This is a genomic window from Campylobacter sp. DY7, from assembly GCF_057802535.1.
This window is the reverse complement of the sequence record NZ_JBYJAU010000003.1, coordinates 72,493-98,981: the sequence shown is the minus strand read 5'-3', so window position 1 is coordinate 98,981 and position 26,489 is coordinate 72,493. Positions and strand designations below refer to the sequence as shown.

20 protein-coding genes and 1 pseudogene are annotated in these 26,489 nt (G+C 28.5%); 13 read left to right on the top strand and 8 right to left on the bottom strand.

The window, feature by feature from the left end; genetic code table 11:
* Positions 1–114: 114 nt before the first annotated feature.
* From AC1B00_RS03030 to AC1B00_RS02995, 8 genes are read left to right on the top strand one after another with little or no spacing between them, the layout of a single operon-like run.
* Positions 115–603 (top strand): RDD family protein, encoded by a 489-nt coding sequence (locus tag AC1B00_RS03030; RefSeq protein WP_239818188.1) that lies wholly within the window; start codon positions 115–117, stop codon positions 601–603.
* Positions 596–2,638: an LPS-assembly protein LptD gene (locus AC1B00_RS03025; protein ID WP_488848034.1), complete on the top strand. Its 2,043-nt coding sequence runs from the start codon at positions 596–598 to the stop codon at positions 2,636–2,638. The genes AC1B00_RS03030 and AC1B00_RS03025 overlap by 8 nt, the downstream gene beginning before the upstream one ends.
* Positions 2,619–3,305, top strand: a complete 687-nt coding sequence (locus AC1B00_RS03020; protein WP_336611760.1) for a sodium:proton antiporter — start codon at positions 2,619–2,621, stop codon at positions 3,303–3,305. Before AC1B00_RS03025 ends, AC1B00_RS03020 begins: the two co-directional genes overlap by 20 nt.
* The gene (locus AC1B00_RS03015) at positions 3,289–5,385 is read left to right on the top strand and encodes a polyribonucleotide nucleotidyltransferase (RefSeq protein ID WP_488848033.1); all 2,097 of its coding nucleotides are present in this window, start codon (positions 3,289–3,291) and stop codon (positions 5,383–5,385) included. Before AC1B00_RS03020 ends, AC1B00_RS03015 begins: the two co-directional genes overlap by 17 nt.
* Positions 5,378–5,968 carry a LysE family translocator gene (locus AC1B00_RS03010; protein ID WP_488848032.1) on the top strand — a complete coding sequence of 197 codons (591 nt, stop codon included), beginning with the start codon at positions 5,378–5,380 and terminating at the stop codon, positions 5,966–5,968. Before AC1B00_RS03015 ends, AC1B00_RS03010 begins: the two co-directional genes overlap by 8 nt.
* The gene (locus tag AC1B00_RS03005) at positions 5,965–6,624 is read left to right on the top strand and encodes a nitroreductase family protein (RefSeq protein WP_488848031.1); all 660 of its coding nucleotides are present in this window, start codon (positions 5,965–5,967) and stop codon (positions 6,622–6,624) included. The genes AC1B00_RS03010 and AC1B00_RS03005 overlap by 4 nt, the downstream gene beginning before the upstream one ends.
* Positions 6,621–6,923: a thiamine-binding protein gene (locus tag AC1B00_RS03000; RefSeq protein WP_336611764.1), complete on the top strand. Its 303-nt coding sequence runs from the start codon at positions 6,621–6,623 to the stop codon at positions 6,921–6,923. The genes AC1B00_RS03005 and AC1B00_RS03000 overlap by 4 nt, the downstream gene beginning before the upstream one ends.
* Before the next feature lie 25 nt (positions 6,924–6,948).
* A complete protein-coding gene (locus tag AC1B00_RS02995; RefSeq protein WP_239818195.1) occupies positions 6,949–7,701 on the top strand; it encodes a TSUP family transporter in 753 nt (250 codons plus the stop codon).
* Here AC1B00_RS02995 and AC1B00_RS02990 read toward each other — a convergent pair.
* Positions 7,687–8,211 (bottom strand): GNAT family N-acetyltransferase, encoded by a 525-nt coding sequence (locus tag AC1B00_RS02990; RefSeq protein ID WP_488848030.1) that lies wholly within the window; start codon positions 8,209–8,211, stop codon positions 7,687–7,689. The genes AC1B00_RS02995 and AC1B00_RS02990 overlap by 15 nt on opposite strands.
* Positions 8,212–8,267: 56 nt before the next feature.
* Between AC1B00_RS02990 and AC1B00_RS02985 the strand changes: the two genes are divergently transcribed.
* Both AC1B00_RS02985 and AC1B00_RS02980 read left to right on the top strand, forming a co-directional pair.
* The gene (locus tag AC1B00_RS02985; RefSeq protein ID WP_239818197.1) at positions 8,268–8,975 is read left to right on the top strand and encodes a YebC/PmpR family DNA-binding transcriptional regulator; all 708 of its coding nucleotides are present in this window, start codon (positions 8,268–8,270) and stop codon (positions 8,973–8,975) included.
* Positions 8,976–8,983: 8 nt separating this feature from the next.
* Complete coding sequence (locus AC1B00_RS02980; RefSeq protein WP_336611766.1) at positions 8,984–9,451, top strand: peptidylprolyl isomerase; 468 nt, start codon at positions 8,984–8,986, stop codon at positions 9,449–9,451.
* Between the two features lie 745 nt (positions 9,452–10,196).
* Here the strand turns inward: AC1B00_RS02980 and AC1B00_RS02975 are convergent.
* From AC1B00_RS02975 to ileS, 3 genes are all read right to left on the bottom strand, one after another.
* Positions 10,197–14,582: a hypothetical protein gene (locus AC1B00_RS02975; protein WP_488848028.1), complete on the bottom strand. Its 4,386-nt coding sequence runs from the start codon at positions 14,580–14,582 to the stop codon at positions 10,197–10,199.
* Positions 14,583–14,784: 202 nt separating this feature from the next.
* Positions 14,785–16,146: an Asp-tRNA(Asn)/Glu-tRNA(Gln) amidotransferase subunit GatA gene (gatA, locus tag AC1B00_RS02970; protein WP_488848027.1), complete on the bottom strand. Its 1,362-nt coding sequence runs from the start codon at positions 16,144–16,146 to the stop codon at positions 14,785–14,787.
* 94 nt (positions 16,147–16,240) lie between these two features.
* The gene (ileS, locus tag AC1B00_RS02965) at positions 16,241–18,973 is read right to left on the bottom strand and encodes an isoleucine--tRNA ligase (RefSeq protein WP_488848025.1); all 2,733 of its coding nucleotides are present in this window, start codon (positions 18,971–18,973) and stop codon (positions 16,241–16,243) included.
* Between the two features lie 76 nt (positions 18,974–19,049).
* Here ileS and AC1B00_RS02960 point away from each other — a divergent pair, with 76 nt between their 5' ends.
* Together AC1B00_RS02960 and AC1B00_RS02955 are read left to right on the top strand one after the other, a co-directional pair.
* Complete coding sequence (locus AC1B00_RS02960) at positions 19,050–20,135, top strand: CinA family protein (protein ID WP_488848024.1); 1,086 nt, start codon at positions 19,050–19,052, stop codon at positions 20,133–20,135.
* Positions 20,132–20,788 carry a uroporphyrinogen-III synthase gene (locus AC1B00_RS02955; RefSeq protein ID WP_488848022.1) on the top strand — a complete coding sequence of 219 codons (657 nt, stop codon included), beginning with the start codon at positions 20,132–20,134 and terminating at the stop codon, positions 20,786–20,788. The genes AC1B00_RS02960 and AC1B00_RS02955 overlap by 4 nt, the downstream gene beginning before the upstream one ends.
* Here the strand turns inward: AC1B00_RS02955 and AC1B00_RS02950 are convergent.
* Both AC1B00_RS02950 and AC1B00_RS02945 read right to left on the bottom strand, forming a co-directional pair.
* Positions 20,764–20,928, bottom strand: a complete 165-nt coding sequence (locus AC1B00_RS02950; protein WP_239818204.1) for a hypothetical protein — start codon at positions 20,926–20,928, stop codon at positions 20,764–20,766. The genes AC1B00_RS02955 and AC1B00_RS02950 overlap by 25 nt on opposite strands.
* An 18-nt stretch (positions 20,929–20,946) precedes the next feature.
* Positions 20,947–21,204: pseudogene (locus AC1B00_RS02945) on the bottom strand (DUF234 domain-containing protein); the annotation flags it as partial.
* 413 nt (positions 21,205–21,617) lie between these two features.
* On the opposite strand from AC1B00_RS02945, the gene AC1B00_RS02940 reads away from it, so the two are divergent.
* Positions 21,618–22,898, top strand: a complete 1,281-nt coding sequence (locus AC1B00_RS02940) for an aminotransferase class V-fold PLP-dependent enzyme (protein WP_488848021.1) — start codon at positions 21,618–21,620, stop codon at positions 22,896–22,898.
* A 76-nt stretch (positions 22,899–22,974) separates the two neighbouring features.
* On the opposite strand, the gene der is transcribed toward AC1B00_RS02940, so the two are convergent.
* Both der and flgK read right to left on the bottom strand, forming a co-directional pair.
* Entirely contained in the window at positions 22,975–24,381 is a 1,407-nt protein-coding gene (gene der, locus AC1B00_RS02935) for a ribosome biogenesis GTPase Der (RefSeq protein WP_239818207.1), read from the bottom strand.
* Positions 24,382–24,418: 37 nt separating this feature from the next.
* The gene (flgK, locus tag AC1B00_RS02930) at positions 24,419–26,269 is read right to left on the bottom strand and encodes a flagellar hook-associated protein FlgK (RefSeq protein ID WP_239818208.1); all 1,851 of its coding nucleotides are present in this window, start codon (positions 26,267–26,269) and stop codon (positions 24,419–24,421) included.
* Between the last annotated feature and the right edge of the window lie 220 nt (positions 26,270–26,489).

Below are 26,489 nucleotides of genomic sequence, written 5' to 3'. Positions count from 1 at the left end.
TGTGATGCAAGAAATTGTGAATTGCAGCCTTTAATGCTTTTCTTCCACTATTTTTTAGGTTCATAAGACCTTGAAATTTAACGCTTGTTTGGGGATATTTCTTAGGGTTTTTAAATGGATATAGAAATTTTAGAAAAGCTTGAAAAAGAAGATAAAAAATTAGCTAGTTTAAATTCAAGAGTTTTAGCACATTTTATTGATACTATTATTTGCAGTCTTCTTATATATTTTTTAATAGTATTCTTTTTTAACGATAATGATATTGAAAAAATTAGACTCGCTATGCAAAATCAAGATATAGAACAAATTAATATTTTCTTATTAAAGATTATGAAGATGTATATTGTGATTAAGTTTTTTTATCTTTCATTGTTTTTTTATATGTATGGTGCGACTTTAGGAAATCTTATTACAAAAACAAAAATTGTAAATTATGAGCATTTAGATTCTCCTAATTTGTTTGAATCTTTAAATAGGGCTTTAGTTTTTATGATTTGCGAAATTTTTCTTAATGGAGTATTGTTTTTATTAGTATTTACTAATAAAACTAGAAGACATTTAGCAGATTTAGCAAGTAAATCGGTGGTAATAAAAGTTGATTAAAAAAATATCTTTTTTGATATTTACTTCGTTTATCTTAAACGCTGAGTTGGTTGAAATCCAATCAAATGAATTAATTAAAAAAAACAATTTTATTTTTTCAGATGATGATTTAATAATGTTTAAAAAGAACTATTTTGCTAGAGCAAATAGTGGTGTTTATAATCCTGATACTAAAGAATTAGAATTATTTGGAGATGTTTTTTTAATAAACAATAACCAAACTTCACTATCAAGCTACGCTAAGATAAATTTAAGCAATTCTTGTGCTAATTTTGATGATTTTTTTATAAGCAATTCTTTTATAGAAGTATGGATGAAGAGTAAAAATAGTGAATATTTAGACAATCAATTCATTGTAAAAAATGCAAGAATTAGTTCTTGTAATGTAGAAAATCCAGAATGGAGTATAGATTTTAAAGAAGGTAGATACGATGTAAAAACTAAAGATTTAGTTTTAAAAGGAATGATTTTAAGATTTAAAAATGTTCCTATTTTTTATATGCCTTATTTTGCAATAAATACTGATGATAGTAGAAAAACTGGCTTTTTAGTTCCAAAGTTTTCTATTAGAAGTAAAGAATCAATCAATTACGAACAGCCGTTTTTTTGGGCTATAAATCATAGAATGGATTTAGAGCTTAGACCACAAATTAGAACAAATAGGGGTTATGGAATATATTCAAATTTTCGCTTTGTAGATAGCCCTTTTTCAAAAGGTAATTTTGGAGCTGGTTATTTTAAAGAATTTAGCACATATGCACAAAAAGAAGATTTGAAATTTAATGAACATTTTGGCTTTAATATTCATTATGAAAGAGATAAGATTTTTAACGAAAACGAAAATAATCAAGAAGGATTATATTTAGATTTTTTAAGATTAAGCGATATTGATTACCTTAATTTATCAAGCTTTCAGGATAATCATGATGATGCGATTATTACTTCAAAATTAAATTATTTTTATACAAACAATAAAGATTATTATGGAGCTTATATTAAGTATTATCAAGATACTTCAAGTATTAATCAAGACTATACTTTACAAGAAATACCAAATCTTCATTATCATAGATTTTATGATTCGCTTTTTAATAATTATATTAATTACAAGGCTGATTTTACTTATAGTAATTTTTATAGAAGAAAAGGAAGCACATTAGATAGATTTCATTTTTATGTTCCTATTGAATTTAATAAGGGCTTATTTGATGATTATATAAACTTAGTTTTGAGCGAAGAATTTGAATTAGGAATTAACATTTATAAAAATTACGAAAAAAACAACGATTATAATTTTAATTCAACTCATACAGCATCAATTTATACAAATTTATTTAAAAAATATGATAATTATTTGCATAATATAAATTTTGGTTTTGGTGCTAGTCTTAGAACTGGTTCTAAAGAAATAGAAAATGAGTTTTTTATCCCTAATACTTACGATGATTTAACTTTTAATATTGAATTATCTCAAATACTTTTTGAAAATGAAAACAAAAAACTAAAACATAGCTTAAGCTTAAGAACAGAAGATGCTAAGTTTAATATACTAAATAATCAAATCAAGTATTATTTTAATAATAATTTTTATTTAAATAATACAACAGAATATTCATTCAAAAATTCTAGTTTTGATAGATTTTTCTTAGAAGGTGTTTATGTAAGTAATCCATTTAAGATAAGTTCTGGTTTTTATTACAATAAAATTAATGAAATTTTAGTTAATAATAGGCCTTATGATAGATTTTTAACAAGTAAATTTCAATATGAATTTATAACAAACAATACCATTTATTCTCAAGCTTGGTTTAATCTAAATAATAAAAAATTTGAAAATTACAGCATAGGTTTTACTCATAAAAAACGCTGTATTAATTACTCTTTAGAATTTAAAGAAAGCACAAGCGCAAAATTAACCCAAAACGGAGTAAAGTCAGTAAGAGATAGGGGAGTGTATTTGAAATTTAATCTTTATCCTATCGGTGGGGTTAAATATAATTTTTCTTTAAAAGGAGATGAAAGTTATGATTTTTGATAATCCTTTGCAAGCAGCTAATAAATTTAGTGAAAAATTATTAAAGCACAAGGAATTAGAAGGCCACATAATTATAGGTAATAGTATTAAGAATATTCCTTTTATAGAAACTATTGCAAATGAACTTAATTTATATTATGATATGCTTTTTAACAAAGGCATATATGCTCCAAATAATGAATGTCAAATAGCAAAAATTAGCGAAACAAGAGATATAGTTTATATTCAAGAATTAATTGAAGCATTTTCGATAAGTCAAGATTATATTTTATCAATGAGTACTCTGCTTTATGATGAAGCGATTATGGCAAAAATTGCGAAATTTAGAAAATCCTTACCGCTTAGCAATCTTGCAGGAAAGGATATTTTATTACTAGATCAAGGCTCAAACAGCGGACTTACTATTAATGTTTGTCATAAAAGCTTGTTAGGTCTTGGAGTAAGAAGTATAAAATACGCAAGCGCTTTAATAGCGTCTAGTTCTTATGAATATTATGTGGATTTATTTGATAAAGTATATTATTTGGAAAAAATTGAGCATTTTATAGATAAGGATTATTACTATAAGCAATCGCTTGATATTTCAAGTGAATATGCGTGTGAAATTTTAGAGATGAGCAATTATTATTTGCCGTATCAAAAGGAGATTAATGAAAAAAATAATTAAAATAAATGATAAAGAATTAGTATTTGATTTAGATTTAGTTGCAAAACAAGCAAACGCAAGTGTATTAATGACCTGTGGAAAAACTGTTATGCTTGCTAGCGTTGCTAGAGAAGATGATGTTGTTAGTGAAGATTTTTTACCTTTAACAGTTAGCTATGTTGAAAAAACTTATGCAGCAGGCAAAATCCCAGGTGGCTTTGTAAAAAGGGAAACAAAACCAAGCGATTATGAAACTCTAACTTCAAGAATAATTGATAGAACCCTAAGACCACTTTTTCCAAAAGGTTATTTACACCCAACTCATATTGTAGTAATGCTGCTTTCAGCTGAAGCAAATGTAGATATTCAACCACTTGCACTTTATGCAGCTAGTGCGGCTTTATTTTTAAGTGATATTGAAATATCTTATCCTGCAGTTGGTGTAAGGGTTGCAAAAGATGAAAATGGCTTTGTTCTAAATCCTGATTCAAATTCTTTAGAGCTTTCAAGCCTTGATTTATTTGTAAGTGGGCTTAAAGATGAATTATTAATGATAGAGATGAAAGCAAACGAAACTAATAATTCAATGAATGAGATGAGTGAAGCTGAATTATTAGAAGCACTTGAATTTGCAAAAAGCAATATTTTAAGCATTAGTAATGATTTTTATAACACATTTAAAGAGTATAAAAAAACTTTTGTATTTAACTATAAAGCAGATAGTGAAAATTTAGCTGTATATGAATATTTAGAGCAAAATTACTTAGATGAAGTAAAAAATGCTATTAATAAAATGGCAAAGAGTGAGCGTGCAAGCGAGCTTAAAGCAATAGCTTTAAAAGTTGCTCAAGATGAGGCATTTATTAATAATGAGTGGAGCGAGGCTGAGCTTGATTATGAATTAAATCGCCTTAAAAAACACATAGTAAGAAAACAGATTTTAACTGAGAAAAGAAGAGCTGATGGAAGAGCTTTAGATGAGGTTCGTCCTATTAGTATTTTAACAAATATATTACCAAATGCTCATGGTTCTTGTCTATTTACAAGAGGTCAAACTCAAGCTTTAGTGGTTTGTACTTTAGGTAGTGATAACGACGCACAAGCAATTGAAATGCTAACTAACAAAAGCACTACTTATGATAAGTTTATGTTTAATTACAATTTCCCAGGATTTTGCGTAGGCGAAGCAAGTGCTTTAAAAGCACCTTCAAGAAGAGAATTAGGTCATGGTAATTTAGCAAAAAGAGCCTTAAGCTCATCAGTTAGCAAAGATTACGCTCATACAATTAGATTAGTTTCAGAAATCTTAGAAAGTAACGGAAGTAGCTCAATGGCAAGTGTTTGCGGTGGCTCACTTGCATTAAGAGCCGCAGCAGTTCCTAGCAAAAAACTTGTAGCTGGAGTTGCAATGGGTCTTATTATTGAAGGTGATGAATATGCAGTATTAACCGATATTATGGGACTTGAAGATCATGATGGAGATATGGATTTTAAAGTAGCTGGAAGTGCTGATGGAATTACAGCAATGCAAATGGATATTAAGCTTGGTGGAGTAAGTACAAAGATTTTAACCGAAGCACTTGAAGCTGCTAGAAAAGGAAGATTACATATCCTAAATCTAATGGAAGAAGCTAATAAAAATATAGTAATTAATGAAGATGTATTGCCAAAACTTGAGATTTTTAGCGTAAGTGCAAACGATATTCCAGAAATCATCGGTCAAGGCGGAAAAACTATAAAAGAAATCATTGAAAAATACGGCGTTAGCATAGATTTAGATAGAGATAAAAACGAAGTAAAAATCAGTGGTCAAGAAGTAAAAGCTGCTAAAGAATATATATTAAACGAAGTTTTAAAGCCAAAATCAAAGGGCAAAAAGCAAGCTGCTAAAATAGAATTTGAAATAGGAACTAAGCTTAATGGAGTTGTTAAAAAAATAGCTAATTTTGGCGTATTTGTAACGTTACAAGATGGTGTTGATGGACTTTTACATTCTAACAAAATCAAAGGCAAGAGCTTTAATGAAGGCGATACATTAGAAGTAATCGTAAGCGAAATTAAAGACGGCAAAGTAGGACTTAGTTTAGCTAGCGATGAATGAATTATTTGATGGAATATTATTAGGGCTTGGGGTTTGCGTTCCTTTTGGCCCTGTTAATATTCTCATTTTAAGTTATGCTTTAAAATCTTTCAAAAACGCATTTTCTTTAGGTTTAGGTGCATTTGTAGCTGATTTGCTTTATCTTTTTATTCTTAGTTTTGGTGTTTTAGAATTTATTAAAAACGATTTATTTTTAGATATTTTAAGTGTATTTGGAAGCTTATTTTTAATTTATCTAGCTTATTTAATGCTAAAACCTGTAAAAAATATAGATATAAAAAACAATTTAGAAAAAACTAATGTTTTTCTTAATTTTATTAAAGGATTTTTTATAAATCTTGCAAATCCTTATGTAATAACATTTTGGCTAAGTATAGCTAGCCTACTAAGCACTAAACAAAATCCTTTTTATTTATTTATAGGACTTAGTTTTAGCATATTTATTTGGATTTTTTCTCTTTCGTTTTTTGTTTATAAATATACTGACTTTTTTAGCGTTAAGGTATTAAGAATTATAAATATACTATCGGCTTTAATTTTAGTATATTTTGCAGTTACGCTTGTTTTAGGGAGGTTCTTGTGATTTTTAAAGAGTGTTTAGAAAAAAGATTTTCTTGTAGAGATTTTATTGATTATGAATTAAGCGAAGATGAGCTTATAAAAATAGTTGAATTAGCAAAATTAAGCCTAAGTGCAACGAATATGCAGCCTGCAAAATTAAGCTTTTTTAGTGGTAATGCACTTGCAAAACTTAGTGATGATTTGTTTTTTGCGCTTAATAATGGTTTAAAAAGTCAAGATGTGAAATTATATCCTAATACTTGGTTTGAGCCTTATAAAAGCAGAAGATTTGAAACCGGACTTAGGCTTTATGAAGCACTTGGTATTAAGCGTGATGATAAACAAAAACGCTTAGAGCAATGGCATAAAAATTATAAATTTTTTAATGCAAAAAATCTTGCAATTTTACACATTGATAAAGGTTTAAATGAAGGTTCTTTGCTTGATGCTGGGATATTTTTGGCTAATTTTTTAAATGCAGCGACTTCTTTAGGCTATGATACTTGCGTTTTAGGTAGTGTTACAGAGTATTGCGATGCTATTAGAGCAAATGGAGTAGATGGGCTTATAATTTGCGCTATTGCAATAGGTAAAAAAAGCGATGATGTGGTAAATAGTTTTAGAACCACAAGAGCAAAAAATGAAGAAATAATTAAATTTATAAAGGAGATAAAATGAGTGTAACAATGGATTTTTGTATTTTTTCAATGAGCGATGATAGTAAAAGCGAAGAAATTGCACCTATAATTGAATATTTACGCAAGAAAAATATAAAGCACAAATTAGGTGCTATGGGAACTAGCGTTGAGACTGATGATTTAAAAAGTGCTTTAAAAATACTAAATAAAGCAAATAAATTAATTGATAAAAATAGGGTTTATTTAGTAGCAAAGTTTGATATTCATAAAAGCAGAAACGATAATTTAAAATATAAAGTAAAATCAGTAAAAAAACGCCTAAAAGCTAAAGAAGATTAATGGAATTTGAATTAGGAATTTGAGCTTGGAATTTAGTGTTTTAGAATATTTTATAGGCTTTTTAGCTTCGTTTGTTGGTGGTTTTATTGATGCTATTGTAGGTGGTGGTGGGCTTGTTACTTTGCCTGTTATTTTGGGTTTAGGAGTTCCGCCTAGCTTAGCGATAGCAACTAGTAAACTTCAAGCTAGTATGGCAGCACTTTCGGCTGTTTTTAGCCTAAGAAAAGAAATAAAGTTTAAAGAATTAAAGCTTGGAATTTTAATAACGGCAATTTTTTCTATCATAGGTAGCTATACTTTACTTTTAATTTCAAATGAAAAAATAATGCCTTTAATTCTAGCTATACTTATTTTAGTTTTTTTATACACTATTTTTAAGCCAAATTTAGGTGCAATTAATAAAAAGGCTGTTTTAACTACTACAAGCTTTTTAATTATTTTTGGGATAGTTTTAGGATTTTATGATGGTTTTATAGGTCCTGGAACTGGTTCGTTTTGGATACTTGCATTTACAACCTTACTTGGATTTAATCTAAAACAAGCTTCAATTAATACAAAAGTATTAAATACTACTAGCAATGTTTGTTCTTTGCTTTTCTTTTTGTGTTTTTATGAAATCTTGATTAAATTAGGGCTTATCATGGGAATAGGTGGAATAATAGGAGCTTATTTAGGTGGTAAATGCCTTTTAAAAATTAATGTTAATTTGGTTAGAAAGGCATTTATATTCATTGTTTTTTGCACGATTTGTAAGCTTATTTATTCAAATTTCTTTTAACATTTTAAAATAAGTTTTAAAATCTTCGCATTCTTTAATTATATAAAAGCCATATTTTTCATAGACTTTAGGAGTTTTAGTAATTAAAGAAATCACTTTATAGTTTTTGTTTTTAGCAATAATTTCTAAGTAATTTATAAATTCTTTAAGTATCCCACGACCCCTATATTCAGGCAAAACTGCAATGCTATCAAGATAAAATTCATTTGTATCACATTCTTTAATAATTTCATAATTTGAATTATTTTGTTTTAAAAACTCTTTTAAAGCATCATCATTGTATTCGTTATCGCCATAAGCACAGCAAATTGCTATTATTTTATTATCTTTTTCATAGACAAATAGATTTTCTAAGCAAAATCTAGTGTTTTCTTTGCCAAAGAATTCATAAAATTTTTCAATTTTTTTATGATAGTTTCGCTCATTAAAAAAGTTTTCGCTAAATTCGGACATAGCAAGGTCTAAAATCTCACAAGCTTTATAATCACTCATTCTAGCAGGTCTAATCATTAGTTATCCTTGTTTTTGTAAAATCAAGGCTTTATTTTAATATTAAGAGGTAAAGAATGGGAAGAGCGTTTGAATACAGACGAGCGTCAAAAGAAGCTCGCTGGGATAAGATGAGTAAGATATTTCCAAAACTTGCTAAAGCTATTGAAGTAGCTGCTAAAGAGGGCGGAATTGACCCTGAAATGAATGCAAAACTTCGCACAGCAATTGCAACTGCAAAAGCTCAAAATATGCCAAAAGACAATATCGATGCGGCAATAAAAAGAGCAGCGGGAAAAGATGGCAATGATATTAAAAGTCTTCATTATGAAGCAAAAGCAAATTATGGAGTTCAAATAATAGTTGAGGTTGCTACTGATAATACAAACAGAACTGCTGCAAATATTAAAGCGATTTTTAATAAAAACGGAGCAACTCCACTTGTAAATGGAAGCTTGGAGTTTTTATTTTCAAGAAAGAGTGTTTTTATATGCAAAAAACCTGAACTTGATTTAGAAGAATTAGAATTAAGTCTTATTGATTTTGGTTTAGAAGAATTAGAAGATGAAGGCGAAAATATAAGAATTATCGGAGCTTATGATAGCTTTAAAGAACTTAGCACAGGCATAGATGAGCTAAAATTAGAGCTTGTTAGCGGTAAGCTTGAGTATATTCCAAATAATCCGATTAGCCTTAGTGAAGAGCAAATTACTGAGCTTGAAAAATTACTTGATAAGCTTGAAGATGATGATGATGTTCAAGCTGTTTATACAAATATAGAATAAGGATTAATATGTTAAAAGTATATGAAAATTTAGCAGATTTAGAAAATATTAATGAAGCTATAATTAAGACAAATAAAGGCGAAATGAAACTTACATTATTTAAAGATAGCCCACAAGCAACGCTAAACTTTACTCATTTAGTAAAAAGTGGTTTTTATAATGGACTTAAGTTTCATAGAGTAATTCCTAATTTTGTAATCCAAGGTGGTTGCCCAAATGGAACAGGCACTGGAGGTCCAGGCTGGAATATCAAATGTGAATGCAAAAATCAAGAGCATAAACATTTAAGAGGAACTTTATCAATGGCTCACGCTGGTCCTAATACTGGTGGTTCTCAATTTTTCATTTGCCATTCAGCTCAACCACATTTAGATGGAGTTCATACTATTTTTGGTCAAATTAATGATGATGAGAGTTTAAAAGTGCTAGATAGTATCCGCCAAGGCGATATTATAGAAAGCGTAGAAATCAAGTAATTTTATTTTCCTATTTCATAATTTTTGAAATAGGAAATAGCTCTTATAATTCCTATTTCAAATTCTTGAAAATTTAATGTAATTTCTAAGCGAATTTAAAAGGAATTTGAATTCGGAAATTAAGTTTTAAAAATCTTATTTTATATTCCTTTAATCTTAAGAATAAATATTCATCTTTGTAGCTTAAAAAATTTTACAATAAGCAAATTTATTCACAAATCCTTAACTCTTAGGCTTTAACTTTAAGAATTAGGAATAGTCTTAAAAGTGGTTAGAGTTTTAAGAATTTGAAATAGGAATTTCATTTTTCTTTAATTTTCAATGTAATTTCTAAGTAAATTCAAAAGGAATTTGAATTCGGAATTTCGTTTGTTAAAAAAGATTTTTTTGTAGTTTTTATAATTCTTTTCTTAGGGGAAGGGGTAAGGACTTAAATTGCGAAGTCGTTCCTTACCCATTCCCCTAAAACCCCATCCCCCATCCTGACAACGCCACTGCAGGGAAAAATTGCCTAAAATCCATAACCTGCTACGCTATCGCTTCGCAACTCGATGGATTTTTTAACGGCAATTTTCCACATCTTTATTGTAATTTTGCTCTGCAAAATTACTTTATATTTCCTATTTCAAATTCTTTTAAATTTTTCTTAGAATTTTTGAATAGCCTTAGCAAGATAAAAAGTCTAATTTTTTTATAGTTAATAGATTAAAAATCTTAAGAGTAATTACTCTAAAAAGAGTAATTACTAAAACTTATAATTAAAGCCTAAATTTACTTTATAGTTTGATTCATTTGTAAGTGAAATCTTTTTGGCAATATCAGCATTAATATCAAGTTTATTGCTAGGTTTTACTAATAAGCCTAATTTAGCATTTAAACCATAATCTCTAATGCCACTAAAATCACTCTCAAGCATAGAAACAACATTAGCTTTAGGAGATTTATTTAAATCATTATAATAAGCTAATTCAGTTTTTAAGCTAAAGTTTTTGTTTAAATCAACTCCTGCTTTTATGCCTGTTTTTAAGCTTACTAATGTTCCTTGATTTGCTGTGATTTGCACATTTTTTGTTTTTACATTATGTTTTTGAAATCTAGTAGCATTGATTTCTAAACTTGGCTCTATATAGCTTGTAGTTCCTAATCTATGTCCTGCTTTTATGCTTGCTTGCCATAAATTAGTGTAGTAAGTGTTATTAAACTCAAGTTTTTTAGCATCAAATTTATGTTTAAGACTTGCATAAGCTAAAGAATAATCAATCAATACTCCATTATAAAAATTAGTACTAGCATAAGCTCCGATTAGCTTAGTATCTATTTTAGCATTATCTAAACTAAGTCTTGAAGCATTTGTAAATGCTCCATAACTTACGCTTAATTTATCTAAGTCAATAAAATTATCAATTCCTACACTTATACCTTTATTTCTTAGTTTAATATCATTATAAAGATTATATGAATAATTATTGTCTAACCAAAAACCATGATTTTTATTATCAGTTCTTAGATAAGTATATCTATCATTTAAAATATCTAAATTGTTCTTTGCTACGAAATAAGGATTATAAATAATGCTATTTAGTTCTTTTTTTGTTGCATTATCAAATACTTCGCTCATAATATAATCTTTATAATTTTTATCTACTGCTTGGGTAGTAGAATAATTTGCGTTTCCTTTGCCATTGATAATATCTATTACTTCGCTTTCGCTAAGTTCTTTGCCCGCAAGCCCAACGCTCCAAATCTCTTTAATACTTGTTCCATCATCAATTTTATTATAATGAACTACGCTAGGTGATAAAAAGATTGTTGAAATAGGAGTTGTGTAAGTTACTTTAAAAAATTCTTGTTCTACTATTTTAGGACTTGCTGCAAGCATGTCAGCTCTACTAGCATTAGGTGCTTTGTTGTTTATGATTGCTACTGGAACATAGCCATTAATTAGTTTGCCTATATTTGTGTTTGAAATATTGATTGTATTATTTCCACCACTTGCACCTTCTTTTGCTATGATAGCTCCACTAAAATGCTCGTATAAAGAAGTATTATACCCCCCCCCAGTGATATAAAAAGTTGAATTAGTAGCATTAAGTTTATTTACTGCTAATTGTCCTACTATGTTTGAATTATTTACGCTTAGACTATCTACTCTAATTCCACCTTTAATAGCTGAATTATTTATAGTGTAGTTTCCACTTGTGATTTCTGCTTTATCATAAACGCTAGTTGCCTTATCATCATTACCTTTTAAAAAGATTTTTGATGTTACATTTGAATTAGTTATTTGTGCTTGTTTTGCGCTAATTTGGCTTGTATTTATATTTATGTTTTCAATAAGAAGAGTATCTTTTACTTCAACAACTTTAGCATTTATTTCATCTTTAGTATTAACATCTTCGTTTTTAAAATTGATATTATTTGAGATGATATTGTTTAAATCATTGTTTGTGCTTGCGTTTAAAGTCCCGTTGCTTACAATAATATCTCCATGGAAGTGATTTGTATCTACACTAAAATTAGCTTCATCATTAGTGATGGTAACATCGCCTTTAAAAGTATTGTTTGAGCCTACGATAGTTCCTATTTCTACTTTATCTTCATAAAATGCTGAATTAGTATTTAAAACACCCGTTCCTGTAACTTCTTTAGATACTTCACTACCTTCTTCTACATTAATAATTCCATTATTAACAATACTTCCTAATATGGTTGAATTATTTACTATGCTTAAACTTGCATCTTTGTTATTTACATTAATTCCGTGATTTAATTTAGCATTATCTAAGATATTGTTTTTGCTATTTCCTGTGATGGTTAGAGTATTATCAAAGGTTGAGCCAACTGCATTAATACTATCAGCTACAACTTCTCCTTTAAAGGTACTATTATTATCGCTTAAAAGATTGTTTGTAGTTATGTTTCCACTAAATTCTGTATTAGATGAAGTAAAATTATTACCTGCACTAAAATTAGCCGAGCTAGTTTGCTTGGTAGTGTTAGTGATAGTTATATCATTGCTTGCTGATACTACTTTATTAGTAGTTATGCTTGAATCATTTAGATTTAAATTCTTTACTTCTTCAATATCACCTGTAATAGCTGAATTAGTAAGTGTTAAATTATTTCCTACCTTAAAGCTACCTTGAATATTAGCTGAATTATCTATCTTAACATCGTTTTTAACGATTACACTAGTAGATTCTAAATTACTATTACTTAAAGTGATATTTCCTACTTCGTTAATATTACCTTTAATTGTAGAATTAGTTATGCTAACATCTTCAATCTCTCCGGTACAGCCTTCATCTTTATAGCAATAACTTCTATCGTTTCTAGTAATGTTTCCATTTAAAGTTGCATTATCAATGATAACTTTATTTGTTCCTTGAATATCTCCATTCAAAATAGAATTATTTTTAAGCGTTAAAGTCCCTGTTTCTACATTCGCATTTATTGTAGCATTATCAATAATAATATTTGTATCTAGTTTATTTACATGCCAGTAAAAAGGTGATATTAAAATTTGATTTATTGTTCTTAGTTCTGTTGCTGTTATGTTACCACCTGTTATCTTTATATTCTTAGCTTTTATTGCCTTTGTTGTGTTATTGATGTTTGTATCTGTTAGGCTTAAATTATCTACCACATAAGTTAAACCACCTAATGCTTTATTACCTATTCCAACTTCATTTAGATTTGAATTGCTGATATTTAGACTATTATTAACTAGCTCTTCATCGTTAAATTTATAAGAATGAATTCCTGTATTTGCTATCTTCATATTTGTTAGATTTAAAGTAGCATTATTATCAACACCAAATTCTAAGTTTGTTTCACTATCTTCAAAATTTTTAATACCATCTAAATCTAAAATTCCATTTGAGTAAATACCACCAGATTTAATAACTAAATTTTGTGTATTGCTAAAATTATGATTATCTATATGAATAGTTCCACCCCTAAGCGTTCCTTGTATTGTGCTTAGATTATCAAAGAATATATTTCCACCTGTAATATCACTATGGATTTTAGAGTTTTTAATATGTATATTACCACCACCTAAAGTAGCTTTAGTATCGGTATTATTAATTACACTATCATTAATATATACTTTAGCAGTAGATGCTGCACTTGCTGAACCTATTGAGGTATTTGTAAATTTTGAATTATTAAAAGTAGTTGTATTATTGTATTTCCAAGCGTAGTTATTAATTGCTGTGTTTATGAATTCACTATCATTAAATGTAGCGCTTGTGTTATTGCCTAAAGTAATATGATGACCTGTGCCTTTTACGCTTGTATTTTGCACTAAAAGTCTATTGAATATATTTTCTCCATTTAAATCTATTCTGTGAGCTCCAGATGATAAATTAATATCATTAAAAGTTACATTATTTAATTGCATATTAGAACCATTTGAACTAATATTGATTTTTTTATCTTTTGAACCGGTTGCAGTAGTATCAGAAATATTTAGATTACTTGCTTGAATATTGCCTAATATTGTTGAGTTTTCTTGAATGATTAAACTGCCACCTGTTGTATTTCCGTTAAAAGTAGAAGTCATAAAAATAGTCTCATGTTTAAAATCAGAGTTATTAACATTAGAATTTAAAATGGTAAAGTTAGCAGATTTGTCTGTTTTGTAACCATATTTGACATTATCAAGTTTTACATTATCTAAAATAATACTATCTTGATATTCTGATCCGCTAGAAGTTTCTAAATTTATTGCAATGTTGTTTAAACTTCCACCAAACATTGTTAAATTAGAGTTATTTTTAATAATTAAGCTATGCTCAGTATTTCCACCACTTGGTTTTTGAAAGCTTACATTATTTAAATACACATCACCTCTTACCCAATATTGAGCTTTTGCAAAATTACTATTTATATTGATATTATTTATACTATGTAATTCTCCTACATTACCTAGTGTAATATTTCCACCTGTATGGTTAATATCGGTTGGTGTTTGATATGTATTGTTTATTATATTTTTACCAGCACTAATATTATCTTGAGCATTAGCTAATATTATTGCATCATTAGTTAATTGTGTTTGAGCACTTACAACATTAGCACTTAAAAGCATAAAAGCAACTAATGATAGCTTAATCGTTTTATTCATTTTTATCCCCTAAAATTAAATGAAAAAATAAGTAAATTATATTGAAAAAACCATATATTAAGATTAATGAATGGTTAATAAGATGGGTATTTATTATATTAAGCTTAAGAAAAATTATTAATTAAGTATTTTAGTTTATAAATAAATTCCTAATTCAAATTCTAATAATTTTTAAGGAATTTGAATTAGGAAATAAGATTAATTATTTAACAGCGTTTTCAAGACTTAATGCAGCATTTAATAGATTTAATTCATCAAATCTTTTTGCTACTAATTGCACGCTTACATTTAAATTATCATCAGTTTTTGCTACCGGAACGCTAATTCCTGCTAGTTTTGCAAGATTTACCGAAATTGTGAAAATATCTTCTAAATAGCTTTCAACTGAAGTGCTTTTTGCATCAAAAGTTTTTGGTAATGTTGGGCTAACTGGCATTAAGATTAAATCATTATCACTTAAAATTTCGTTATATTTTCTAGTAATTACTTCTCTTACCAATTGAGCTTTTTTATAATAAGCATCTATGTAGCCACTTGATAAAACGAAAGTTCCAAGAAGTATTCTTTTGCGAACTTCAAAGCCAAAGCCTTCGCTTCTAGTATTTACATAAAGTTCATTTAAGTCTTTAAAATCATCAGCTCTTTTTCCATATCTTATACCATCATAACGGCTTAAGTTTGCACTAGCCTCTGCACAAGCTATTATATAATAAGCCGCTACATCGTATTTGCTATCAGCTAAATTAACTTCACTTATGCTATGTCCGTGAGCTTTTAATTTTTCTATTGCTTCATAGGTTTTTGCTTTGATATCTTCTGAGCATGAATCAATATAATTTTTAATAATTGCGATTTTATATTTTTTATTAGCGTCTAATTTATCAAATGTAGAAACAAAATCTACATTAGCGCTTGTGCTATCGTGTTTGCAATGACCTGCAATTGCATCGTATAAAATACTAGCATCTTTTACATTTTGAGTTAGCACTCCAACTTGATCTAAGCTACTTGAATAACTAGCAAGTCCGTATCTACTAACTCTTCCATAACTAGGCTTAAATCCAACACAACCACAAAAAGCAGCAGGTTGGCGAACGCTTCCACCTGTATCGCTTCCAAGTGCGGCAAGAGCGATTTTAGCTCCAACCACTGCAGCGCTACCACCACTACTTCCACCAGGAACTAAAGAATTATTAAGCGGATTTAAAGTCTTGCCATAATAGCTACTTTTAGTAGTATTTCCCATAGCAAACTCATCCATATTACATCTTCCAAATGGTGCAAAGCCTTTGTTTTTCATATTAGTAATTACACTAGCATCATAAGGTGCAACATACCCTTGCATAATTTTTGAGCCATTTGTAACACTCCAGCCCTTTACTTGAATATTGTCTTTAATAGCAACAGGCACACCTAAATAATCAACATCATCTAAAGGAGTGTTTATTAATTGCTCTACATAAGCTCCTAAATGCTTATTTTCTAAAGCTAATTTATTTAATTCTTTTTTTAATTCTATTAATTCATTATCGCTTAATTTTAAAGCTTGTTCTAAAGTTATCATTTCTTTCCTTTATTTACTAAAATTACTCCAATAGCACAAATTATAGCAAGAACTATAATTGTGCTAGCTATTAGCTCAAAGCTAACAGGTTCGCTCATTTTAAAACCTTTTCACATCTAGGACATAAACTATCATCGCTAGTGCTTAAAAATTTCCAACATCTAGGGCATTTATGCATACTTGATTTTGTGATTTTGTATTTTTTGCCATCTAGCTCAAAACTTGCCAATGTTTCATCATTATTTAAGCTTTCTATCTTGCTTAAAGAATAAAAATCAGCTGCATCTTTAAAGTCTAAAATAGTTTCATCATCGGTTGATAAGTTAAGTTCTAATGTGCTTTTTATAACTTTTTCTTTTTTAAGAACATCAATTTGTTCATAAAACTTAACACGAGTTTTTAATAAGTATTCATAATCATATTTACTTTCTTTTATGAAAGCTTTTAAATCAAAGTCTTCTAAATCAAAAATACTTCTAATATTTCCCACTATAAACTTATTTGCGTGTTCGCAAGCTTCGTTTGTAGTATGAGTTAAAACAGGTGCTAATAAAACTAATAATTTTTTAAGTATTAAAGCCATTGCTGTAATTGATGCAGTTCTTTTACTATCATCTTTTGCATCGCAATATAAGCTATCTTTGCAAACATCAAGATAAACGCCACTTAAATCAGCACTTAAGAAAGTGCAAAGTGCATTCATACCCTTAGCAAAATCATATTCTAAGAAAGATTTTTTATAAAGTTCAAATACATTATAAGCTTTGTTTAAAATCATCTTATCAAGTTCGCTAAAATCATAATTATAAGCTTTTAATTCACTTGTATTTGCTAATAAAAATCTTATTGTATTTCTTATTTTTCTATACTGCTCGCTAGTTTGTTTTAGTATGCTTTCTCCTAATTTAACATCAGTTGAATAATCGCATAATGTAATGTAAAGCCTAAAGATTTCTAAGCCATAATTTTTCGCAATTTGTTCAGGTGCTATAACATTGCCTAAACTCTTACTCATTTTTCTACCTTTTTCATCTACGGTAAATCCATGAGTTAAAACTGCTTTATAAGGTGCTTGTTTGTTTAAAATTACACTTAGTAATAATGAGCTTTGAAACCATCCACGATGTTGGTCGCTTCCTTCTAAATACATATCAGCTTGAGTTGTTTTAATATCGTAATTTCCACTAGCTAAAACAGCATTAAATGTAGAACCACTATCAAACCAAACATCTAAAATATCGGTAACTTTTTCTAATTCATCTGCTTTATATTTTGAATTAGCAGGTAATAAGTCTTTTATTTCTTTTTGCCACCAAACTCTTACGCCTTCTTTTTCAAATATACTTGCAAGGTGTTTGTAAAGTTCAAAATCCATAATCAAATTCCCTGACTTATCATTAAAGAAAGCCAAAGGCACACCCCAAGAGCGTTGTCTTGAAATACACCAATCAGGGCGATTTGCAACCATTGTTCCGATTCTATTTTTTCCTGCTTTTGGGTAAAAATTAACATCATCTAAAGATTTTAAAGCTAATTCTCTTAAAGTCATACCATTGTAAAATTCTTTATCCATAGCTATGAAAAATTGCTTTGTAGCTCTATAAATTATAGGCTTGTGAGTTCTCCAGCAAAATGGATATGAGTGAATGAATTTTGAGCTTTTTATTAGGTTTTCGCCTAATAATTCAAGTATTACTTCATTTGCTTTAAATACATGCATTCCAAGTAATTCAGGTTTATTTGGAACTAATCTTTTAATATTTTCATCATAACAACCATCATCGCCAACAGGCATTTCAACTTCTATTCCATATCTAAGACAAGCATAATAATCATCTTCTCCGTGTCCTGGTGCAGTATGAACAAGACCACTACCACCATCCATTAAAACATGATCGCCTGTAATGAATTGTGATTTATTATTGTTTAGTGGATTTAATGCGAAAGTATTTTCTAAGAAATCTCCTTTAAATTCTAATACAGGTTTAATTTCAAAATCAGCTAAATCATCTAATCTTTTCTTAGCTACGATAAGACCATTTTCGCCTAATACATAAAGCTCATCTTTATTTAAAGCTATTGCTTTATTTGCTGGTAGCGTCCAAGGAGTAGTAGTCCAAATAACAGCTCTTGCATTATTTAAAACGCTTTCACTTGCTCCAAGTGATTTTAATTTTTCTTTAGCATCATCATTTAGTGCAAATGCTACGAAAATTGAATAATCTTCTTTATCTTCATACTCAACTTCAGCTTCAGCTAAAGCACTCTTAGCAGCCCAACTCCAATAAACAGGCTTACTTCTTTGAATTAAAAGTCCGTTTTTTGCTACTTCTAAAAGTGTTTTATAAATATTTGCTTCAAACTTAAAATCCATTGTAAGATAAGGCTTTTCAAAATCTCCTATAATTCCTAAATCTTGAAATTCTTTCTTTTGAATAGCGATAAATTCATTAGCATGATCGGTGCATGCGTCATGAATTTCTTTTATAGTTGGATTTTTATCCTTTAATTTAATTTCAACTTGTTGTTCAATAGGCAAACCATGGCAATCCCAACCCGGAGTATAGCTAATAGAATTATTTGCTAAAAAATATCTAGTTTTATTAATAGTATCTTTTAAGATTTTATTTAAAGCATGACCTATATGTAAATGTCCGTTAGCATAAGGAGGTCCGTCGTGTAAAACAAACTTCGGAGCTTTTTTATCTCTTAATTGCTGATATGCAAATGATGAAAATTTTTCAAAACTCTTCTTTTCATTTTCATAAAGATTTGCTCTCATCTCAAAAGTGGTATTAGGTAATAATAATGTATCTTTATAATCCATAATGTGCCCTTGTAATAATTTTTGATTGTTAAAATGCACTTATTTTGCTATACTTTTTTAAATAAAAGGATAAGAAATGAAACATTTATTAATATATTTTACAAAAGATTTGAGTTTTAATAATTCATTTTGCAATTTTGTGGATAGAAAACTACAAGAAAAGAATTTAATAACTAATTCAATAATAAAATTAAATGATGATGATTCTAAACTAAACACGCTTTTAGAAATTGATGCAAAAAAATATGAATTAATCACAATAATTGCAGATGAGCATTCTTTTTCAATGATTAATAAAATACTTGCAACCTTAAAAGAATGTGAATTATTTTTAGTTGATGATGAATTTATTGTAGCTGATACTAAGGTTTATCAAAAAAACTCAGTTTTAATTGATTTAAATGGTATTTCAATTAATGTTTTAAAGGCTAGTGCTTTTTATTTGCCTGAGATTTTACATACAGCAAAAGCAAATTATGATTTTTTAATAAGTGATTTGGACTTAGAAAGTGCTGAAATTTTATTAAATACTAGCGTTAAACCTTATGGGGTAAATCTTAATATATTTTCAATTTTGGATAATTTATTGTATGTAAAAGTTACTACTAATGAATATTCTGATGAAGTAGGGTTTTTAAATTCAATCAAATCGTTATTTCCTAAAAAAATACTTTTTACAAACAATATTTATAAACATATAATCACAAAGTTAAAAGAAAATAATAAAAAATTTAGCCTTGCAGAAAGCTGTACCGGTGGAATGATAGCAAGCAATTTTACTAAGATTGATGGTGCTAGTGAAGTGTATGAAGGAAGTGTGGTAACTTATTCAAATAAGAGCAAAAAAGCTTGGCTTAATGTAGATGATTTTTATTTAGAAAATGGTGCTGTATATTCTCAAAATTGTTCTTTAGCAATGGCTAATGGGGTTTTAAAACTTACAAAGGCAAATTACGCTATATCTTGCACTGGGGTATTAGGTGCAAATGATGATTTAGGAACTAAAAGCGGTGTTGTTTATATAAGTGCTATTAGTGATACGGGGCTAATTTTACATGAAAGATTAGAGCTAAAAGGTGATAGAATTTATATGCAAGAGCAATGCTCTTATGCTTGTGCTTTATTATTATGTAAATTAGAAAAGGATTTATTCTTTGAATGATTTATGTAGTTGGCTTAAAAAATGAAAGTAATATTAAAAGTATTTTTGTAAATGAAATTATTTTTAATGAATTTAGTATAAATGATGATTTTAGTGTAGCTATATTTACAAGCAAAAATGCTGTAAAAGCTTGTGAAATTAATAATATTAATTTAAAAAATAAAAAGATTTTTAGCATAGGCAGTGCGACTACAAATTATTTAAACGAAATTGGTTTAAATGTATTTTATACAGGCAGCACTGCACACGCAAGTGAGTTTAAATACGAGATTTTACCTTTGCTTAAAAGTGAAAAATGTGTTTATTTTAAGGCTTTGCAAATTATTAGCGATTTAGATGAGTTTTTGTATAAAAATAACATTGATTTAAGATGCGTTGTATCGTATTTAAATCATAGATTAAAAGAGCCTTTAGGTAATGATTTTATGCCTTTTAATGAAGAGATTAAAGAAGATGATATTTTGATTTTTTTAGCGCCTTCTGGGGTTAGAGATTTTGCTTATTTTTATGATTTTTTTCCAAAAAATATAATAGCAATTGGTAAAAGCACTCAAAAAGCTTTAAGTGATTTAAAAATAAATTCAGTTATTCCAGCTTATCCAACTCTTGATGAATGTTTAAAACTAGCTCAAGACTTAAAAAAGCTTTCGTGATTTGCTAATATTAATCTCTTATCATTTAGGCTAAGAAGTTTATTGCTAAAGCCACTTTGAGAAAAAAGCACGAAATAATCAGGCTCAAATCCTAAATATTTTGCTTTTTGCAATAATCTTGAATATGAGCTAAGGCACATTTTTTTGCCTTTAAATTTAACTTCTCCTAATAAGCTTAATTCATAATTATTATAAAAAATATCACATTCATAGTCTTTACCCCAAATGCTTTTAATGCCTTTTATATTAAAGTTTTTTTCGCACCATTGTTTAGCGATTTGCTCGTAAATATATGATAAGTAATTATTAAAATTATTTGAAATTATAGAAAATGCTAAATCTTTATCTTTTAGAATAATTTTTTCAAGTGATTTTAAAAAATAAAAATAAAATCTTGCATAGTTTGAATTAAAGATTACTTTATTTTGTGCGTAATAGCCTTTAAAAAATAATAAATTATTATTAAGTTCTATTGTTAAAAATCCACGATTTATAAGAGAATGAAAGCTTTTTCTAGCTTTAAATCTACTTTGGTATTTGTTTATAGAAAACTCAAGGCGAGAATTTTTTGCATAGTGGATTAAGGCTTTGCATTCACTATCATTTACGCTAAATTCATTAGGGTCGTATGAGTTAATTAGCTCTTTTATATAATAATTAATATCATTTAAGCTAGGTTTAAATTCCTTATCATCAAAAACAGCATAAAACTCTAAAGCTTCATTAGGATATAAATACGGATACCTTTTGCAAAAGTCTAAAAATTCTATAACTACCCCTTAATTTTTTTGTGCTAATTTTACTTTATTAATTTTTACAAAGGGCAAAAATGCAAATAGAAGAGCTAAAAAGCGACATAATTTTAGATGAAAATACCAAATATTTTGATTATACTGCAAGTGCTTTAGCTTTAAAATCAATTGAACTTAAAATGCAAAATATTTTAAAAACTTACGCAAACACTCACTCAGATAGCGCTAAGAATTCTAAGCTTACAAGCAAATATTATAAAGACGCAAAAAACTATATAAAACAAAGTTTAGGGCTTAGCAAGGATTATAGCTTGATTGCTTGTGGGAGTGGCTCTAGTGCTGCTATTAAAAAATTTCAAGAATTGCTTGGTATTTATGTGCCGCCTTTAGTTAAAGAAAAATATTTTAAAAATATAGATAAAAGCACTTTACCATTAGCGATAGTAAGTGCAATGGAGCATCATTCAAATGAACTTAGTTTTAGAGAGGGTTTGTGCGAGTGTATTAGGCTTAATTCAAGAGACTTTAATAGCGATTTATACGAATTAGAGCGAATTTGTAAAAAAAACTCTCATAGAAAATTAATCTTTAGCTTTAATGCAGTAAGTAACATAACAGGCATTAGAGCAAATCTTAATAAAATTAGCGAAATTGCAAAAAAATATAAAGCTATTTTAGCAATTGATGCAAGTGCTGCAATTCCTTATGAAAATATTGAAATACCTTATGATGCTTTATTTTTCTCAGGTCATAAAATGCTTGGTGGAGTAGGAACAAGCGGATTTTTAGCTATTAAAAATGATTATATAGGAAGTATTCCAACTTTTGCAGCAGGTGGAACGGTTGGCTATGTTAGTAGAAGTAATTATGAGTTTTTAAGTGATTTTGAAAGCCTTGAAGAGGGTGGAACTCCTGCTATTTTACAAGTGATTAAAAGTGAATTAGCTTTTAGAATTCGTGATAATATAGGCATAAAAACGATTAAAGAAAAAGAAAATGAATTAAAAGAATATTTTTTAAATACTATTAAAAAAGTTCAATTTAAATATAAAATCACTATTTATGCTATGAATGTAAAAGATAGGCTTCCGATTTTTTCTCTTAATTCTTTAGGAATAAGTCCTTATGATTTAGCTAAGGTTTTAAGCGATGATTTTGGGATTGAGACTAGGGCAGGGTGTGCGTGTGCTGGTCCTTATGCGCATGATTTGATGAATCTAGTTGATAATCAAAACTTTAATGCAAAACCTGGATTTTTAAGAATAAGTCTTCATTATACGCATGATTTTAATGATATTGATTATTTAATAAATGCACTTTGCAAAAGTATTGAGAAATTAAACAAGAATTTGAAATAGGAATTAGACTTTTAATTTTTGCTTGTAAGGGTTTGGATTTTGATTATTAAAAATCAAAATCCGAATTCAAATTCTTTTAATCTTCTATTATTTCTTTCTCGCCTTTTTTGCGAGCTGCTAAAATTAGTGGAACTCCGCTTAAATCATAATGCTTTCTTAATATATTTTGTAAATAGCGTTTATAAGAAAAGTGAAGCGCCTTTGGTCTATTCATTACAAGTGCGATTTTTGGCGGAGCAACGCTATATTGCGTAGCATAATAAATCTTAACAAGCTTACCTTTATCGTGTGGTAACGGATGAGCCAAGCAAGCTTCTTCTATGATTTGATTTAGCTTTGAAGTTTGGATTTTTTGAATATAGTTTGAATGCACTTTTAATATTAAATCTAAAAGGTTTTTAATGCGTTTTTTACTAAGTGCAGAAACGCTAATAATCGGAGCATAAGCTAAGAATTTAAATCTATCAAGCCTTAAATGCTTACAAACTTCATCAAATTCTTTATCACTTTTACCACATAAATCCCATTTATTTAGCACTATTATTACGCCTAAATAATTCTTGCCTAAAAGTCCTGCAATTCTTTCGTCAAGCTCGTTAAAGCCTTCAGCAGCGTCAAGCACAAGCAGTGCTATATGTGAGTTTTCAAGCATTTTTTCAGTGCGATTTAGAGCGTATTTTTCTATTCCTAAAATCTTGCTTCTTCTTCTAATTCCTGCAGTATCAATGAATTCTAGCGTTTTGCCATTATATTCTATGCTTTCATTTACAGGATCAATTGTAGTTCCTGCAATGCTACTTACAACACATCTTTCATCATTTACAAGCGCATTTAAAAGCGAGCTTTTACCTACATTTACACGCCCTAAAATAGAGATTTTTATATGATTTTCATCAATTTCGCTTACTTCATTAATACCTTCTTCATCATATTCACCTGCTATGTTTTCATCTAAGAAATCTTCTAAGCTAAGTTCGCTAGTATCTTCTACTATACTTTCACGCAAATGTGAGCTTAAAAATTCGCTTAATTCTTCAATACCTGTTGCATGTGATACGCTTATATTAAATACATCTTTAAAACCGAAGCGAGTAAATTCATGACTTCTTTCTTCATCACGCTTGCTATCAACTTTGTTTATAACTAAAGCTGTTGGTTTTTTTAACTTTAATAAATCATAAAAATAAGCCCTATCATCATCATTAGCACCTAATTTACAATCTACCATATAAACAATTATATCAGCGTCTTTTGCTTCTTTTAAGGTGTTTTTCTTTACATTTTGAAATAATTCATCTTTATCATCAAGCCCACCGCTATCAACTAAAATCGCCTTTTTACCATTTATATCTATTATTTTTCTATTTGTATCTCTTGTCGTGCCACTTACATCTGAAGTGATTGCTAGGCGTTCTTTTGCTAAGCGATTAAAAAGTGAACTTTTGCCAACATTTGGCTTACCGATTAACATAATTTTTTGCATTTATATCCTTTATTTTAAAAACTACTCATTGTAGCTTTTATTGTTTAAGTCCTAGCAAAGTATCAAGCATTTTATCAACTGTTGTAATAATCTTAGCACTAGCACCAAAACTTGCTTGATATTTCATAAGGTTACTTAATTCTTCGTTCATATCAACGCCGCTTACTGATTGAAATTCAGCCGTAACATTGCTTAAAATTGCTTCATTTGTTTTATGCAATGTATTGTTATTTTGTGCTCTTGATGCAATATCTGTTGTTATATATCTATAAAAACCTTCAAAAGTTGCTTCTGTGCTTTCTCCTTTTGTATCATAAAATTTAATTTTATCATATTGTAATTGAGTGATTGCATTAGCTACGTCGTTGTTTCCATCAGCTCCTGAGCTACTTGCTCTAAGTAGTGTCGGATCATGTCTTAAGCTAGTATCTACATCAATATTGCTAGCATCAGTTCCTTCAAAAAACTTACCTAAGCCAAAAATACCAGGAAAATTTGTCCCATGATCTTCAACTCCTACCTTATAGCCATCAAGCTTAGGAATAAGACTAAAAATTCCACTATCTTTAGTCTCATCATAAGAATAATCAGCTGTAAAATAATCATCAAAATCGTTTAAAGTGTTATTATCGTTATTATCATCTGTGTTTGAATTAATCTTTTCAAGCAAACTTGAGCTTCTAGCTCCGCCTGTCATTGAAGTACTTGTATCAAGTGTGATTGTTTTTCTAGCTACTTCTTTTCCGTTATCATCATATACTATTAAATCAAAAGTTCCTGTTTTTAATCTATTATCAGCATTCATAATAACATCATCACCCTTTAGGTGCGAAACTTCATTTGAAATTATTTGTTTTTGTGCTGCTCTTGAATAGATATTATTTGTTTCTGTTATTAGAGTTTTTGCAAATGAATCCATGTTATTTATATAATCTTGCAAAATTCCATCATCAAATCTATTTGTTTGAGTATTAAACTCACGACCTCTTAAATCAAGTTGAGCGCCTAATTGACCACCGCTTAATTTGGTTGTTAAATCAGCAGTAGTTCCGTCTTGAAGTTCATAATATATTCTTTGAAATGGACTTCCTGCTGCAACGCTATCAATCTTTAATGGATGAAATGTAGTGCCATCAACTATTGAAAAACCTTCAATATTTAAATGATAATCTATGCTACCATCTTTAATATTTGTATCAAATGATGAGTTTTGCTCTAAATTATCTTTAAAAACTTGAGATTTAACAAGTTTTGAAAGTCTTAATTCTAATTCATCTCTTTTATCTCTTAAATCGTTAGCCATAGAATCACCTGCTGACTCACTTGCTGCTATTTGGCCATTGATTGTTGCTATATCTTTTCCTATTCTATTTATTTCTTCAATGGTTAAAACTATATCATCATTAACAGAATTTTGCATTTTAAAAAGGTCATTTCTAGTTGCGCTTATATCTTTAGCTAAGGTTTTTGAAACTTGAATTAAGTTAATTTTCATTGCACTATCTGCTGGGTGGCTTGCATAATCGTTCCAAGCTTTTTGGTATTGTTGCAAGTCATTTAATATACCAACATCTTTTAAGTCAGGAAATCTTTGTGCTACTTCTTCAAGTTTGGTTTTAAAATATTTTGTATTTTCTACATTATTTGTGTTATCTCTTAGTTTTGTGAAAACATATTCATCATGAATTCTTACTATCTTATCTACTTTTGTTCCAAGACCAATATCTCCTGCTCTAACATGCAGAGCATCAGCAGCTGATTGAACTACTCTTTGTCTTGTATAGTATGGATTATTTGCATTTGTAATATTGTGTCCTGTTGTAGATATTTGAACCTGCGCAGCGCCTAGACCACTTACACCGGTGTTTAATGTTGAAAATATACTCATAAAATAACCTTTAAAATATTTTTATAATCTTTAGCAAAATATATTCCATATCGTAAAAATCTCGTTTAACTTTATACTTAATTGAAAAAATAATTAATTTTTTAGGATATTTTTTAATTTCTATTTTAAAGGTTTATGATATGTAAAACTAATTTATTATTAAAAATAAGAAGAATTTAAAATAAAAATTTAAAAGTCTAGCAAAATAAAAAGTCTAATT